This is a genomic window from Methylococcus mesophilus (assembly GCF_026247885.1).
Lineage (GTDB): Bacteria > Pseudomonadota > Gammaproteobacteria > Methylococcales > Methylococcaceae > Methylococcus > Methylococcus mesophilus.
In genome coordinates this window covers 2,640,877-2,655,357 of record NZ_CP110921.1, presented here as the reverse complement: position 1 = coordinate 2,655,357, position 14,481 = coordinate 2,640,877, and the positions used below count along the sequence as shown (strand labels likewise).

Sequence of the window (14,481 nt, the reverse complement as noted above, 5' to 3'; positions counted from 1 at the left end):
TGGGCCATTCTCCGTTTCGCCCATCCTATAACAAAGTATCCGGAGGATATTCCATGACCATCCAAGTAGGAGATCGCCTGCCCGACGGCACGCTCACCGAATGCACCGAGTTCGATCCGGCCACCGCTTGTCCGATGAATCCCAAGGGGCTCGCTGTCGGCGAACAGGCCAAAGGCAAGAAGCTCGTGATCTTCGGCGTGCCCGGCGCCTTCACCCCCACCTGTTCGGTCAAGCATTTGCCTGGCTTCGTGGCCAACTACGACTCGCTCAAGGCCAAAGGCGTGGACGAAATCTGGTGCATGGCCGTCAACGACGCTTTTGTGATGGCCGCCTGGGGCCGCGAGCAAAAGGCCGCCGGCAAGGTGCGCATGATGGCCGACGGCAGCGCCGACTATGCCAAAAAGCTCGGCCTCGATCGCGACCTCACCGCCAATGGCATGGGTGTCCGCTGCCACCGCTTCGCCATGATCGTCGACGACGGTGTGGTCAAATACCTCGGCGTCGAAGCCTCCGGCAAGTTCGAAGTCTCGAATGCGGAGGCCGTGCTGGCGCATCTGTAGCGAGGCTACCCGTCCGCAACCTTACGCAAGGAATCCCTCATGAAAATAGGCATCGCATCCGATCACGCCGGTTTCGACCACAAGGAACAACTCCGCGCCTGGCTGACCTCGCTCGGCCATGAAGTCGTCGACTACGGCTGCTTCAGCGACGAGCGTACCGACTACCCCACCTGGATACGCCCCTGCGCCTTGGCCGTGGCCCGCGGCGACGTCGAGCGCGGCATCGTCCTCGGCGGCAGCGGCAATGGCGAGGCCATCGTCGCCAATCGGGTCAAAGGCTGCCGCTGCGGCTACTGTTTCAACGAAGAAACCGCCTACCTCACCCGCTGGCACAACGACGCCAACTGCATCGCCATGGGCCAGCGCATCGTCACTTTGGACATGGCCAAGAAGATCGTGGAGACGTTTCTCTCGACCGGCTTCGAGGGCGGCAGGCACATTCCCCGGATCGTGGCGATCGACGAATAGATCCAGCGTCCGCCGGGGAATGTTGAACGGGGTGTGTGAAACCGCAATGGAGACACTGTCATGAATACGACAGCAGATGGCAAGAAAACGGCGCTGATCACCGGGGCTTCTTCCGGCATCGGCGCCGACCTCGCTCGGCTGTTCGCCGCCGACGGCATTGGCCTGATCCTGGTGGCACGCAACCGGGATCGTCTGGACACCCTCGCCGGGCAGCTCAGGAGCCGCCACGGCATCGACGCGATGACCATTACGGCGGATCTGTCCGAACCGGAAGCGCCCGCCTCCGTCCACGCCGCCGTGGCTGCGGCGGGGATTGCCGTCGACTATCTGGTCAATAACGCGGGAGTTGGAGTGCAGGGCGGTTTCCGGGACACGGGGCTGGAGGACGAACTGGCGATGATGCGGTTGAACACCGCCGCCGTGGTTCATCTCACCAAACTGTTCCTGCCCGGCATGCTGATGCGCCGGTCCGGCAGGATTTTGAACGTGGCCTCGCTCGCCGCCCTGCAGCCGGGCGGCCCCGGCGCCGCGGTCTATTACGCGTCGAAAGCGTTCGTGCTTTCCTTTTCCGGAGGGCTCGGCGCCGAGCTGCGAGGTTCGGGGGTCGGTGTCACGGCCTTGTGTCCCGGTCCGATCGAGACCCGGTTCCAGGAAGCGGGGGAGTTTGCCAGGACCCTGTTATACCGCTCTTTCATGACCGGCCGGCCCGAGTCGGTGGCGAAGGCGGGCTATCGCGCGATGCAGCGGGGTCGGATGGTCTGCGTTCCCGGGCCGTTCGCGAAACTTCTCGCGTTTGGCGGGCAGATGGCGCCCCGGCGCATCACCCTCGCGATCAATGCGATGCTGCTTAGGCCGCGAGGGTGATGTCTAAGCGCACCGCATGTTGAAAATGTTTTCGCGGAGGGAGTAGTCTTTGCGCGGGACCGATGGATCGATCGTCGATATGCGAATCGCCTTCGGATTGCCGTTTCAGCCATAGATGGAGAAGACCCATGTTTCTCAAGAAAAAACAGAACGGACATCTGGTCGAGATTCTCGGCCTCGGCGATTTGTTCAATCCCATCCACAAGCTGGTGCCGGGCCGTTTGCATTACGGGGAAGAGATGCAGGATCCGGAGAAGTTCGACAAGTCGGACTTGGTGTTCCCCTCGGGCGAGGATTTGCCCCGCTGCTGGGTCGATCCCCACTACCGCGATAGCGAGTTGAAAAAATAACTTCCGGCTTCAGCCGGAAGCGAGACGGTGTGCCTGCCGGGTCGTTTCCGGCAGGCGGTACCTGGGGGCGCAGCGCAGCACCCAGTCCACCGCGGTCGGCAGGCTCAGCCGATGGCCGACCGAGACGTACACCGGCTGGACGCCCCGGCGGGTCCGCACTACCGCGCCGATGGTCTCCTCCCTGTCGATCAGCGGTATCCAACTTCCCCGCTCCTCCCCCAATTCTCCCTGTGTTCCGACGAGGCGCGTCTTGCCGACGCCGATGGTCGGAATTCCCGTAAGCACCCCGAGATGGCAGGCGATGCCGAAACGCCGCGGGTGCGCGTAGCCGTGGCCGTCCACCAGGATGAGTTCGGGGAGGAGATTCAGCCGCTCCAGCGCTTCGAGCAGCGCGGGCAGTTCGCGAAAGGAAAGCAGGCCGGGAACGTAGGGGAAACGGGTCGGCTGGCGAACGATGGCTTGGTCTATCAGGCGGAGGCAGGGAAATTCGAGCACGGCGACCGCGGCCCGGGTGATGCTGCCCTGGTCCTCGAAGCCCACGTCCACGCCGGCCACGGTGCGGATTTCGGCAGGAAGCGCGTCTTCGGCCAGCACCAGCGGGCGGAGCTGGGTCTGCAGGTTGGCCGCTTCCTTTGGGCTCAGATCCCAGCGATGCTCGTGGCAGAGCGCCAAGCCCATGAATCAGTGCCCGGCCCGCTTGGCCTCGTCCCAGAAGGCATCGAGTTCGGCCAGGGTGCAGTCGGCCAGCCGTTTGCCGGTCCGGTTGACGCATTCCTCGATGAATTGGAAACGCCGGCGGAACTTGCGGTTGCCGTCGCGCAGCGCGGTTTCGGCATCCACGTCCAGGTGGCGGGCGAGGTTGACCAGCACGAACAGCAGATCGCCCATTTCCTCCCGCACATGCGCCGTATCGCCGGAGGCCACGGCTTCTTCCAACTCGTCCAACTCTTCGCGGACTTTGCCGAATACCGCTTCGGGCGCATTCCAGTCGAAGCCGTGGCGGGCCGCGCGCTTCTGCAGCTTCTGGGCTTCCATCAAAGCTGGCAGCGCGGCGGCGACGCCTTCGAGAACGCTGCCGGGGGTCCGGCCGGTCTTCTCCGACTGTTCTTCGAGCTTGGACGCCTCCCAGTAGCGCAGCCGTTCTGCGTCGCTGTCGAAGTCGAGGCCGGCGAAGACGTGTGGATGGCGGCGCTCCAGCTTGTCGGCGATCGCTGCGGCGACGGCTTCGAAATCGAACAGTCCCTGTTCCTCCGCCATCCGCGAATGGAACGCGACCTGCAAGAGCAGATCGCCCAGCTCGTCGCGCAGATCGGCGAAATCTCCCCGCTCGATGGCATCGGCGACTTCGTAGGCCTCTTCCAGCGTGTACGGGATCAGGCTGGCGAAGTCCTGCTGGCGGTCCCACGGGCAGCCCGTGTCCGGGTCCCGCAAGCGGGCCATGATCCCGATGAGGCGGCGGGTCTGCTGCACGGTCAGAAGGTGTAGTCGAAGTTTTCGCGGAAGCGTTCCCGGAAGGCCTCGAGCGAGAAGCTGTGATTCTGGGTACCGGCGGTTTCCACCTTGATCGCGCCCATGAGTGAGGCGATCCGGCCCGTGGTCACCCAGTCCAGGTCTTCGAGCAGGCCGTAGATCAGCCCGGCTCGGTAGGCATCTCCGCAGCCGGTGGGATCGAGCACGGCAGTGGGACGCGCGGCGGGGATTTCATGGCAGGCGCCGGCGGCGTAGACGACCGAGCCGCCGGCACCGCGCGTGACGATCACGGCATCGACCCGTTCGGCGAGCTGGGCCGGATTCAGGCCGGTCCGCTCCTGCATCAGGCGCGCCTCGTAGTCGTTCAGCGTGACCCAGTTCGCCAGCTCGATGAACTTGAGCAGCTCCTCGCCGTCGAACATGGGCATGCCCTGGCCCGGATCGAAGATGAAGGGGATGCGGGCATCGGCGAACTGGCGCGCATGCTGGAGCATACCGTCCTTGCCGTCGGGTGCCACGATGCCGAGGCGGATGCCGGCGTCGGCCGGCACGTCGTTCAGATGGGAGAAGGACATGGCTCCCGGATGAAAAGCCGTGATCTGGTTGTCGTCCATGTCTGTGGTGATGTACGCCTGCGCGGTGTAGCTGTCTTCGACCGTGCGGATGTAGTCGCGCCGGACGCCGCAGTACGCCATCCATTGGGCATACGGTCCGAAATCCTTGCCGACGGTGGCCATCGGCAGCGGGTCGTGGCCCAGCAGTTTGAGGTTGTAGGCGATGTTGCCGGCACAGCCGCCGTATTCGCGGCGCAACTCGGGTACCAGGAAGGAAACGTTCAGGATATGAACCTGATCGGGCAGGATGTGGTGTTTGAAACGGTCCTGAAACACCATGATGGTGTCATAGGCCATGGAGCCGCAGATGAGAGCGCTCATGCCGGTATCGTCCTGCTGTGGTCGGAGTTAAACGACCTAGTGTGCCGAGAGTGCTTCAACGAATCAAGACGAGGAGCCACACGGCTCCGGCAAGGATCAGCGAACTCAGCACCGCCGCGGAACCGATGTCCTTGGCCCGGCCGGAGAGGTTATTCCGCTCGATGCCGATGCGGTCGATCGTCACCTCGACGGCGGTGTTGAGCAGCTCCACGATCAGGACGTTGATCAGCACGCCTACCAGCAACGCCCGCTCGATCCCCGTCTGGCCCAGCCACAGTCCGAGCGGCACGCCGGCCAGGGCCAGCCAGCACTCCTGGCGGAAAGCCTCTTCGTGGTGCCAGGTAGCGCGGAAGCCGGCGAGAGAATTGATGAACGCGGCGTAAAGGCGGGCAAAGCCCTTGAGATTTTGTCCAGCCATGCAATTTCCTTCGAAAACGGTTGTCAAAAGCCAAAGTTGCAATCAGCCACTATCACACTTAGAGGTTACAACCGTGTTGTGGCTCGGCTATCAAACTGAACGCGAAAAAGCGCTATGCTTTGCAGTCAAGAAGCGATGGTGGCTTTATCGCCAGGATGATGGCGGGTTGACGGTGCTGAGCGGGCCGTGGGCCACGCATCCGTCCGAGAGCGTCGTGCAATCGGCCTACGCAGAGGAGTGAGTCATGGATACGAAGCGAAGCGGTCATCTCAAGAATCCACTCTGGCTTTTGGCCTTGAGCCCATGTGTTTGGGTCGTTTCCTCGGTTCCGGCATGGGCGGCCAATGCGTGCAGCTTCGAATACACCATTACCAGCCAGGCGGCTAGCACCTTTACCGCCGGCGTGAGGGTAACCAACTCGGGCAGCGCGCTGAGCGGCTGGACCGTAGTCTGGAACATGCCCAATGGACAACGGGTCACCCGGCTGTGGAACGGCCGATGGTCGCAAAAGCGATCCGCGGTCACCGTGCGCCACCTGGATTCCAACCGCAAGGTACCGAGCGGAGGGATCATCGAGTTCGGATTCGATGCCAGCTATTCCGGAGTCAACGGGATTCCTTCGGGCATGACGCTCAATGGGGCACAATGCTCATCGACTCCGACTCCGACTCCGACTCCGACTCCGACTCCGACGCCGACGCCGACGCCGACGCCGACGCCGGGCGCGGCGGCGAGCCCGATCGGCATCAACATCACCGGGCTGACCTACTACGGGACCGAGGTGCCGTTCCTGAATCTGTTCAAGCTGTCGGAGCCCTGGCTGACCCAGTGCGACTCGTACCAGGACCCGTACTGCAGCACTTTCGTCGAGCCGGGCGGCAGCGCCTGGAACACGCGGGAGCAGGCTAAGCTGGTGCTGGATTCGAACGGCTATCCGCGTTCATTGCCCGACCCTAGCCAGGGCGCGAACACCGGCACCAACTACACGTCGGTCGCGACCCTGGTTCCGACCGGCCTGACTTCCGCTGCGCCGGCGGGACGATTCGTCGTCCTTTACGACGGCGAAGGCACTTTGGCTTACGGCCGCGGCGCGAGCAGGAATGCCTCGCTGTCCTCACCGGGGCACGACGTGATAGACGTCTCGACCGACGGGGTTCAGAGCTGGTTCCAGTTCTCCATCAAGGCCACCGATCCCAACAAGACCGGCAATTACCTCAGGAATATACGAGTGTTGCAGGGCGGCGGAGTGTGCAGCAACGATCCGGCCGCGTATTGCGATCCTTCGACGGTGCAGAGCGGCTGCGCAAGTGGCGGTTCGTGCCAGTCGTTCGAACAAGTTTACGCGGCCCAGCCGTTCGACCCCCGTTTCCTCCGCAACCTGGGGAGCTTTAAAGCCGTTCGCTTCATGGCGTTCCAGAACACCAACAATTCGCGGGTCGAACTCTGGGCCGATCGCACCCTGCCCGACGACGTGACCTGGGTATCCGACCAGGGCGACGGCGGCCCGGTGGAAATGGCAGTCGCGCTCGGCAATCAGCTGAATGCCGATATCTGGGTGAACATTCCGACGCACGCGGACGACGACTATGTGCGCAGTTTCGCCACCCTGGTAAAAAACACGCTCGCCTCAAGCCGCAAAGTCTACGTCGAATACAGCAACGAAGCCTGGAACGGCGCGTTTTCCGCCGGTAGTTGGATGGAGAACCAGGCCTTGACGCGCTGGCCCAGCGCCGGCGATACGACCTTCGGCAAGCGACTGCAATGGTACGGCATGCGGACCGCGCAGGTCTGCGACATCTGGAAGGCGGTCTGGGGAGCGTCGTTCGGCCGGGTGGTGTGCGTCATGGGTGCCCAGGCGGCCAACACCTGGACCGCCGCGCAGTCGCTGGATTGTCCGCTATGGGCGGCGGAAAACGGCGGAACCTCGTGTGTGCAGCACAACATCCGTGCGCTGGCCATCGCACCTTATTTCGGCTACTACCTCGGATTGCCGGAGCATCTGACCGCCGTAAACGCGTGGACCGGCCAAGCCGACGGTGGCTTGGCCAGCCTGTTCGCCGAACTCCTGCAGGGCGGTTCGTTCGCCAACAGCCCGGCGGGCGGCGCGCTGGAGGACGCAAGGCAGCAGATGGTGCAGAACAAGGCCATCGCAGCGGAATACGGCCTGGAGCTGATCGCCTACGAAGGCGGGCAGCACCTGGCGGGCGTCGGAGCGGTGGTCGACAACAGCGCCGTCACCGATCTGTTTCTGGCCGCCAACCGCGACAGCCGGATGGGCGCGGCCTACACCCAGCACCTGAACGCCTGGAGCGCCGCGGGCGGCGGACTCTACAACCTGTGGAACAGCGTGGAGCCCTATTCGAAATGGGGGGCTTGGGGACTGCTGGAATACCGCGACCAGGGTTCCGCGCCCAAGTACGATGCGGTGAAAAGCCTACTGTCGCAATAGGCTCCAATCGAACCGGGGAGCGGGTTGTCTAGTTCCCGCTCCCTTTTCAATCTTCGGCTACGGCGCGGTAGCCTTCGGCATCGAGCAACCGGTCCAGTTCGGAGATGTCGTCGGGCTTCACGGCAAACAGCCAAGCCTCGTAGGGCGACTGGTTGACCCGTTCCGGCGAATCGGCCAGCGCCTCGTTGCGGGCCACGATCTCTCCGCTCAAGGGACTGTTGACGTCCGATGCCGCTTTCACCGATTCGACCACTGCGCACGCCTCGCCGGCGCCGACCCGGCGGCCGATGGCCGGCAGTTCCAGGTAGACCAGATCCCCCAGCGCTTCCTGGGCATGGTCGGAAATTCCCACCTTGACGGTTCCGTCGGGTTCCTGGCGGGCCCATTCGTGGGTCTTGGCGTATTTCAGCCCGGCCGGCAAATTGCTCATGAGTCCGTGTCCTCTTCCTCTGGTGGGTGAAACGGCGGTGGCCACAACTTAAGTGAAATCGGAAGGCAGGTAAAGCCGCGCGGCAGGAACGCTGTGTCGCTTACCTGTGCGATCCCGGTCCCTGTCTGCGCTGTTCCCTGCATCGGGCCGTTCCTTGCGGCGCGGGAGCTGGCGCCGTGAGAGGTGTCCGACTCCGCCTCGACCGTTTGCGGGTAAACTAGCCGCAATTCAGTTCAAGACATGCCAAGTCAGGAGCCCCGAAATGAGCGTTACAACGGCGGATGTCGAAACCGCCCTGAAAGACTTCATCGATCCCAACCTCGGCGTCGACTGGCTCGCCGCGAAGTCGGTGAAAAAGGTCGACGTGAACGGCGACCGCGTGAGCCTGCGCATCGTGCTGGGCTATCCCGCCGATTCCTGTCGCGGCGAACTGGCGCAGGCCGCGACGGCGGCGGTTCGCACCGCGACCGGGGCGGCCGAAGTCGATATCGACATCGTGTCGGACATCGTCTCCCATGCCGTGCAGAAGGGCTTGAAGCCGATGCCGGGGGTAAGGAACATCGTCGCGGTCGCCTCGGGCAAGGGCGGTGTGGGCAAATCGACCACGGCGGTCAACCTGGCGCTGGCGCTCGCGGCGGAAGGCGCACGGGTCGGCATTCTCGACGCCGATATCCACGGCCCCAGCCAGCCGCTGATGCTGGGCGTGTCCGGACGGCCCGAAACGGAAGGCAGGAAAATCCACCCGATTATCGCGCACGGCCTGCAATCCATGTCCATCGGCTACCTGATCGACGAAGACACCCCGATGATCTGGCGCGGTCCCATGGTCGTCGGCGCCTTGCAGCAGCTTCTGAGCGACACCTTGTGGGATGACCTCGATTACCTCATCGTCGACCTGCCGCCCGGCACCGGCGACATCCAGCTGTCGCTGGCGCAGCAGATTCCCGTGTCCGGGGCGGTGATCGTCACCACCCCGCAGGACATCGCCCTGCTGGACGCGCAAAAGGGTCTCAAGATGTTCGAGAAGGTCGGCATCCCCGTGCTGGGCATCATCGAAAACATGAGCGTCCATGTGTGCAGCCAGTGCGGCCATGCCGAGCCGATTTTCGGCGAGGGCGGCGGCGAGAAGATGGCGCGGAAATACGGCACCGAACTGCTCGGCCAGTTGCCGCTGGACCGCAGCATCCGCGAGAGTGTCGACGGCGGCCGGCCCACGGTGATCGCGGCGCCGGACAGCGAGCCTGCCCGAATGTACCGGAACATCGCCCGTAAGATCGCGGCGCGGCTGGCGCTCAAGGCCAAGGACTACAGCAGCCGCTTCCCCACCATCAGCATCGTAAACAACTGACTGGATCGACATGGGCATCAAATCAGACCGCTGGATACGGAAGATGGCGTATGAGCACGGCATGATCGAGCCGTTCGAGCCGCATCAGGTCAGGCACGGCGGCGGCGACGCCGGCGTCATCTCCTACGGCACCTCGAGCTATGGCTACGACGTCCGCTGTTCCAACGAGTTCAAGATATTCACCAACATAAATTCCGCCATCGTCGATCCCAAGAACTTCGACGAGAACAGTTTCGTCGACCTGGTGTCGGACGTGTGCATCATTCCGCCCAATTCGTTCGCGCTGGCCCGGACCGTGGAGTACTTCCGCATCCCCCGCGACGTACTGACCATCTGCCTGGGCAAGTCGACCTATGCCCGCTGCGGCATCATCGTCAACGTGACGCCCTTGGAGCCGGAATGGGAGGGTCACGTCACCCTTGAGTTTTCCAATACCACACCGCTCCCCGCCAAGATCTACGCCAATGAAGGCGTCGCCCAGGTGCTGTTCGTCGGCGCCGACGACGTCTGCGAAACCTCCTACCGCGACCGCTGCGGCAAATATCAGGGCCAGACCGGCGTGACCCTGCCCAAGGCTTGATTTCAACGATTTTTGGAGAACGTCGTTTATGCTCGATTCGACTACCCTTTTCGCCGATGCCAACCGCTTCATCCCAGGCGGTGTCAACTCGCCGGTCCGCGCATTCCGCGGCGTGGGCGGGACACCGGTGTTCGTCGAACGCGCCGAAGGTCCTTACCTCTATGGCGCTGACGGCAAGGCCTACATCGACTATGTCGGCTCCTGGGGACCCATGGTGCTCGGCCATGCCCACCCGGACGTGCTGCAAGCGGTGCACGACGCCGTCGATCGCGGTCTGAGTTTTGGCGCTCCCACCGTGAGCGAGACGGCCATGGCCAAGACGGTTTGCGCGCTGGTGCCGTCGCTGGACCGGGTGCGGATGGTCAGCTCGGGCACCGAGGCGACCATGAGCGCGATCCGGCTGGCGCGCGGCTATACCGGTCGCGACAAGATCGTGAAGTTCGAGGGCTGCTACCACGGCCATTCCGATTCGCTTCTGGTCAAGGCCGGCTCGGGGGCCCTCACCCTGGGCGTGCCGAGTTCTCCCGGCGTACCGGCAGGCCTCGCCGAACACACCCTGACCCTCCCCTACAACGACGCCGCCGCGGTCCAGGAAGCCTTCGAACGCCATGGCCGCGAGATCGCCTGCATCATCGTGGAACCCGTGGCCGGCAACATGAACTGCGTGCCGCCGGTTTCGGGCTTTCTGGAGACCCTGCGCGATGTCTGCGACGCCAGCGGCGCGGTGCTGATTTTCGACGAGGTGATGACCGGATTCCGGGTGGCCCTGGGCGGGGCCCAGGCGCATTACGGCATCTGCCCGGATCTGACGACCTTGGGTAAGGTCATCGGCGGCGGCATGCCGGTCGGTGCCTTCGGCGGGCGGCTCGACATCATGGACCAGCTCGCGCCTCTGGGTCCGGTGTATCAGGCCGGCACGCTGTCGGGCAATCCCGTGGCCATGGCGGCGGGGCTGAAGACCCTGGAACTGATCTCGCGGCCGAAGTTTTTCGAAGACCTGGCGGAAAAGACCCGCCATCTGGCCGAAGGCTTGAGGATCCGGGCCGAGCAAGCCGGAGTGCCCTTGAGCGTCAACTGGGTCGGCGGCATGTTCGGCCTGTTCTTCACCGAACAGCAGGGGGTGAGCCGGTTCGATCAGGTCATGGCCTGCGACCCGGAGCGTTTCCGCCGGTTTTTCCACGGCATGCTCGAAGAGGGCGTCTACCTCGCGCCTTCGGCTTTCGAGGCAGGCTTCGTGTCCGCGGCCCATGACTACGACATCCTGGACCGCACCCTCACCGCGGCCGAGCGGGTGTTCGCCGGGCTTTGAGCCTGGAAGCCGTCCATCTCTGGGTTGGCCAGCACCCGCATCTCGCCGGGCTGGCGGTCTTCGCCATCGTCCTGGCCGAATCGCTCGCGGTCGTCGGCCTGCTGCTGCCGGGCACGCTGCTGATCTTCACCTTCGGGACGCTGGTGGGCGGCGGCTCCATGGATTTCGCCTCCACTTACGCCTGGGCGCTGAGCGGTGCGCTGCTGGGCGACGGCATCAGCTTCTGGCTGGGCTGGAGCCATCGCCAGCGGATCCGGACCACCTGGCCGTTCAGCCGCTTCCCGGCGGTGCTGGAGCGCGGCATCGGCTTCTTCCGGCGCTACGGCGGCCATAGCGTCCTGTTCGGGCGGTTTTTCGGCGCCGTGCGCGGTATCGTTCCGTTGGTGGCCGGCATGGCCGGCATGCCGGCCGGCCGCTTCGTCGGTTACAGCGCCGTGGCGGCAGCCTTGTGGGTTCCGGTCTTCCTGGCCCCCGGCATCCTGTTCGGCGCATCGCTGGAACTGGCCTCTGGAACGACGGCCAGACTGGTCGGCCTCGGCCTCGGCCTCATCGCCCTGCTCTGGTTCGCGGTCTGGTTGACGGCGCGGGTTTACGCTTTCCTTCAGCCCAGAACTCGCGACCTGATCCTGATGATGTTCCGCCTCGCCGGGGAACACCGTCTGCTCGGACGCATCACCCTGCCGCTGCTCGACGCCGAGCAGCGCGATTACGGCGGTTTGGCGCTGGTCGGCGGCCTCATCATCGCGATGTCGTTCGCCGTGGGGCGGATATTCGCCGGCCCCCCGCTGCCCGTCTCTTTCGACGCCTGGCGCACGCCGGAGGCGGACTACGGCTTTACGGTGCTGGAGTCGCTGGGGAGTCCCGAGTCCTTGCTGATCGAGTTTGGCGCCCTGGCACTTTGGCTAGGCTCCCGGCGTTCGTTCGTCGCCCTTGCCCACTGGCTGATTGCGGTGACTTTCGCATTGCTGATGGCCTGGATCGGAGAGCACGCGTTCGCCGCGCCGCCCTTCGACGCCTATCTCCTCCGCGGATGTGTGGGATTCGGGTTTGTCGCGACCTTGCTCGCCCCTGCATTCCGGACGATCGGGGGACGGGTGGTGTACGCGTTCGCGGCGGCACTGGTCGCGGCCTTGGGGTTCGCCCGGATTTACCTGGACCGCAGCGAAATACCCGCAGTCCTGTTCGCGCTGGTAATCGGCCTGGCCTGGCTGGTTCCGCTCGGGATCGCCTGCCGCAGACATTGCGAAGCGAAGGCGGCGTCACTCGGCGCCGCGCCGTTGCTGGCGGCCAGCCTGGCGGCGGTCCTGGCGGCCGAAGCGATCCGGCATGGTCCAGCCGATTTCGCCCACGATCAGCGGATTCGGCCAATGACGACCGCCGAGTGGCTGTCGGACGGCTGGAAACGGTTGCCGGCTTACCGGATACAGCCTCTGGGGAGGCCGCATCAGCCCCTGCCGATTCAGTGGGCGTCCAATCTGGCTGCCGCCCGGGCGGATCTCGAAAAGCAGGGCTGGCGCATGGCGATACCGTTATCCTGGGTCTCGGCGCTCCAGTGGTTCAATCCCCGTGCGAAGCCGGAAGACTGGCCGGTGCTGGCGCGCTTCAACCAGGACAGCGAAGACGCCTTGCGGATGCTGCATCCCGAAGGCGGTGGGCGGTGGGCGGTGCTGCGCCTGTGGCCGAGCCGGCACGTCCTGACGGAGGGCGGGGTCCCGCTTTGGGTGGGGAGGGTCGATCTGCTCGAAACGACCAGCCGCTTCGGCTTTCTGGGCTATTTCAGGGAGGCGAGGGTGTCTGACCGCGTCGACGCTGCGGCGCTGCTGGCGCCGGAGCACATGCCCGATCTCATGGTCACCGTGGCGATCCGGGACGCCGGATACCGTACCGTTCTGATCCGGGGGCGCTGAAGGCGCTGCCTTCCTTCAGCGCTTCATCATGTCGAAGAACTCGCGGTTGGTCTTGGAATCCTTGAGCTTGCCCAGCAGGAATTCGTTTGCCGCCATTTCGTCCATGGGCTGGAGAATCTTCCGGAGAATCCAGGATTTTTGCAGCTCGTCCGGACCGACCAGGTATTCCTCGCGGCGGGTGCCGGAGCGGTTGATGTTGATCGCGGGGTAGATGCGCCTCTCAGCGATCTTGCGCTCGAGGTGCAGCTCCATGTTGCCGGTGCCCTTGAATTCTTCGTAGATCACTTCGTCCATGCGCGATCCCGTGTCGATCAGGGCCGTGGCGATAATGGTCAGGCTGCCGCCTTCCTCGATGTTGCGCGCCGCGCCGAAGAAGCGCTTCGGGCGTTCTAGGGCGTTGGCGTCGACGCCGCCGGTCAGCACTTTGCCCGAGGAGGGCACCACGGTGTTATAGGCGCGAGCCAGGCGAGTGATGGAATCGAGCAGGATGACCACATCCCGCTTGTGTTCGACCAGACGCTTGGCCTTTTCGATGACCATTTCGGCAACCTGCACATGCCGAGCCGGCGGCTCGTCGAAGGTGCTGGACACGACCTCGCCCTTGACGCTGCGCTGCATCTCGGTCACTTCCTCCGGCCGCTCGTCGATGAGCAGGACAATGAGATAGCACTCGGGGCTCTTTTCCGCGATGGAATGGGCGACATTCTGCAGCATCATCGTCTTGCCGGCTTTCGGCGGCGAGACGATCAGTCCGCGCTGGCCCTTGCCGATGGGGGCGACCAGGTCGATGACCCGGGCGGTCAGGTCCTCCGTGGTGCCGTTGCCCAGTTCCAGCACGAAGCGATCGACCGGGAACAGCGGCGTCAGGTTCGAGAACAGGATCTTGTGCTTGGCGTTTTCCGGCGGCTCGTAATTGATCTGCTCGACCTTGAGCATGGCGAAATAGCGCTCGCTGTCCTTGGGCGGCCGTATCTTGCCGGAGATGGTGTCCCCGGTGCGCAGGCTGAAGCGCCGGATCTGGCTCGGCGAGACGTAGATGTCGTCCGGTCCGGCCAGGAAGGAGCTGTCCGGCGAGCGCAGGAATCCGAAGCCGTCCTGCAAAATCTCCAGCACACCGTCGCCGTAGATGTCTTCGCCGCTCTTGGCGAGCTTCTTCAGGATGGAAAAGATCAGGTCCTGCTTGCGGGTTCGGGCGACGCCTTCGATGTCCAGGGATTCGGCGATTTCGATCAGTTCGGATACGGGTTTGCGCTTGAGGTCAGTGAGGTTCATGCGTTTCCATTAAGGAATTATCGGGATATGGAAAAAGTCCGGGAGAAGTGGCCAGGAAGGCCGCTGGACTTGGGGTCAGAGTCAATCCGGCAGAAACTGCCGGGTCAGGGGAAAAAACGGG

At 64.1% G+C, this 14,481-nt stretch carries 15 protein-coding genes; 9 read left to right on the top strand and 6 right to left on the bottom strand.

What is annotated here, in order from left to right; translation table 11 throughout:
* Window positions 1-53: 53 nt before the first annotated feature.
* The 4 genes from OOT43_RS12590 (at window position 54) to OOT43_RS12575 (ending at window position 2,242) form a co-directional block, all read left to right on the top strand.
* Window positions 54-560 (top strand): peroxiredoxin, encoded by a 507-nt coding sequence (locus tag OOT43_RS12590; RefSeq protein ID WP_266020935.1) that lies wholly within the window; start codon window positions 54-56, stop codon window positions 558-560.
* A 39-nt stretch (window positions 561-599) separates the two neighbouring features.
* Window positions 600-1,028: a ribose 5-phosphate isomerase B gene (gene rpiB, locus OOT43_RS12585; protein ID WP_266020934.1), complete on the top strand. Its 429-nt coding sequence runs from the start codon at window positions 600-602 to the stop codon at window positions 1,026-1,028.
* Window positions 1,029-1,088: 60 nt separating this feature from the next.
* Window positions 1,089-1,892, top strand: coding sequence for an SDR family NAD(P)-dependent oxidoreductase (locus tag OOT43_RS12580; protein ID WP_266020933.1), 804 nt, complete (start codon window positions 1,089-1,091; stop codon window positions 1,890-1,892).
* Between the two features lie 128 nt (window positions 1,893-2,020).
* The gene (locus OOT43_RS12575; RefSeq protein ID WP_266020932.1) at window positions 2,021-2,242 is read left to right on the top strand and encodes an acetyltransferase; all 222 of its coding nucleotides are present in this window, start codon (window positions 2,021-2,023) and stop codon (window positions 2,240-2,242) included.
* A 9-nt stretch (window positions 2,243-2,251) separates the two neighbouring features.
* Here OOT43_RS12575 and nfi read toward each other — a convergent pair whose 3' ends face one another.
* Genes nfi through OOT43_RS12555 form a run of 4 tightly spaced genes read right to left on the bottom strand, consistent with a single transcriptional unit; the run spans window position 2,252 to window position 5,065 of the window.
* The gene (nfi, locus tag OOT43_RS12570; RefSeq protein ID WP_266020931.1) at window positions 2,252-2,920 is read right to left on the bottom strand and encodes a deoxyribonuclease V; all 669 of its coding nucleotides are present in this window, start codon (window positions 2,918-2,920) and stop codon (window positions 2,252-2,254) included.
* Between the two features lie 3 nt (window positions 2,921-2,923).
* Window positions 2,924-3,712 carry a nucleoside triphosphate pyrophosphohydrolase gene (gene mazG, locus OOT43_RS12565; RefSeq protein WP_266020930.1) on the bottom strand — a complete coding sequence of 263 codons (789 nt, stop codon included), beginning with the start codon at window positions 3,710-3,712 and terminating at the stop codon, window positions 2,924-2,926.
* Between the two features lie 2 nt (window positions 3,713-3,714).
* Window positions 3,715-4,647 (bottom strand): carbohydrate kinase family protein, encoded by a 933-nt coding sequence (locus tag OOT43_RS12560; protein WP_266020929.1) that lies wholly within the window; start codon window positions 4,645-4,647, stop codon window positions 3,715-3,717.
* A gap of 55 nt (window positions 4,648-4,702) precedes the next feature.
* On the bottom strand, window positions 4,703-5,065 hold the full coding sequence (locus OOT43_RS12555) for a diacylglycerol kinase (RefSeq protein ID WP_266020928.1): 363 nt from the start codon (window positions 5,063-5,065) through the stop codon (window positions 4,703-4,705).
* A 244-nt stretch (window positions 5,066-5,309) separates the two neighbouring features.
* Between OOT43_RS12555 and OOT43_RS12550 the strand changes: the two genes are divergently transcribed.
* Window positions 5,310-7,514: a cellulose-binding domain-containing protein gene (locus OOT43_RS12550; protein WP_266020927.1), complete on the top strand. Its 2,205-nt coding sequence runs from the start codon at window positions 5,310-5,312 to the stop codon at window positions 7,512-7,514.
* Between the two features lie 46 nt (window positions 7,515-7,560).
* Here the strand turns inward: OOT43_RS12550 and gcvH are convergent, their stop codons facing one another.
* On the bottom strand, window positions 7,561-7,944 hold the full coding sequence (gcvH, locus tag OOT43_RS12545; protein WP_266020926.1) for a glycine cleavage system protein GcvH: 384 nt from the start codon (window positions 7,942-7,944) through the stop codon (window positions 7,561-7,563).
* A 262-nt stretch (window positions 7,945-8,206) separates the two neighbouring features.
* On the opposite strand from gcvH, the gene apbC reads away from it, so the two are divergent.
* Genes apbC through OOT43_RS12525 form a run of 4 tightly spaced genes read left to right on the top strand, consistent with a single transcriptional unit; the run spans window position 8,207 to window position 13,088 of the window.
* A complete protein-coding gene (apbC, locus tag OOT43_RS12540; protein WP_266020925.1) occupies window positions 8,207-9,292 on the top strand; it encodes an iron-sulfur cluster carrier protein ApbC in 1,086 nt (361 codons plus the stop codon).
* 10 nt (window positions 9,293-9,302) lie between these two features.
* The gene (gene dcd, locus OOT43_RS12535; RefSeq protein ID WP_266020924.1) at window positions 9,303-9,872 is read left to right on the top strand and encodes a dCTP deaminase; all 570 of its coding nucleotides are present in this window, start codon (window positions 9,303-9,305) and stop codon (window positions 9,870-9,872) included.
* A 28-nt stretch (window positions 9,873-9,900) separates the two neighbouring features.
* Window positions 9,901-11,181, top strand: a complete 1,281-nt coding sequence (hemL, locus tag OOT43_RS12530) for a glutamate-1-semialdehyde 2,1-aminomutase (RefSeq protein ID WP_266020923.1) — start codon at window positions 9,901-9,903, stop codon at window positions 11,179-11,181.
* Window positions 11,178-13,088, top strand: coding sequence for a VTT domain-containing protein (locus OOT43_RS12525; protein WP_266020922.1), 1,911 nt, complete (start codon window positions 11,178-11,180; stop codon window positions 13,086-13,088). Before hemL ends, OOT43_RS12525 begins: the two co-directional genes overlap by 4 nt.
* Window positions 13,089-13,103: 15 nt before the next feature.
* On the opposite strand, the gene rho is transcribed toward OOT43_RS12525, so the two are convergent.
* Window positions 13,104-14,360: a transcription termination factor Rho gene (rho, locus tag OOT43_RS12520; RefSeq protein WP_266020921.1), complete on the bottom strand. Its 1,257-nt coding sequence runs from the start codon at window positions 14,358-14,360 to the stop codon at window positions 13,104-13,106.
* Window positions 14,361-14,481 lie beyond the last annotated feature (121 nt).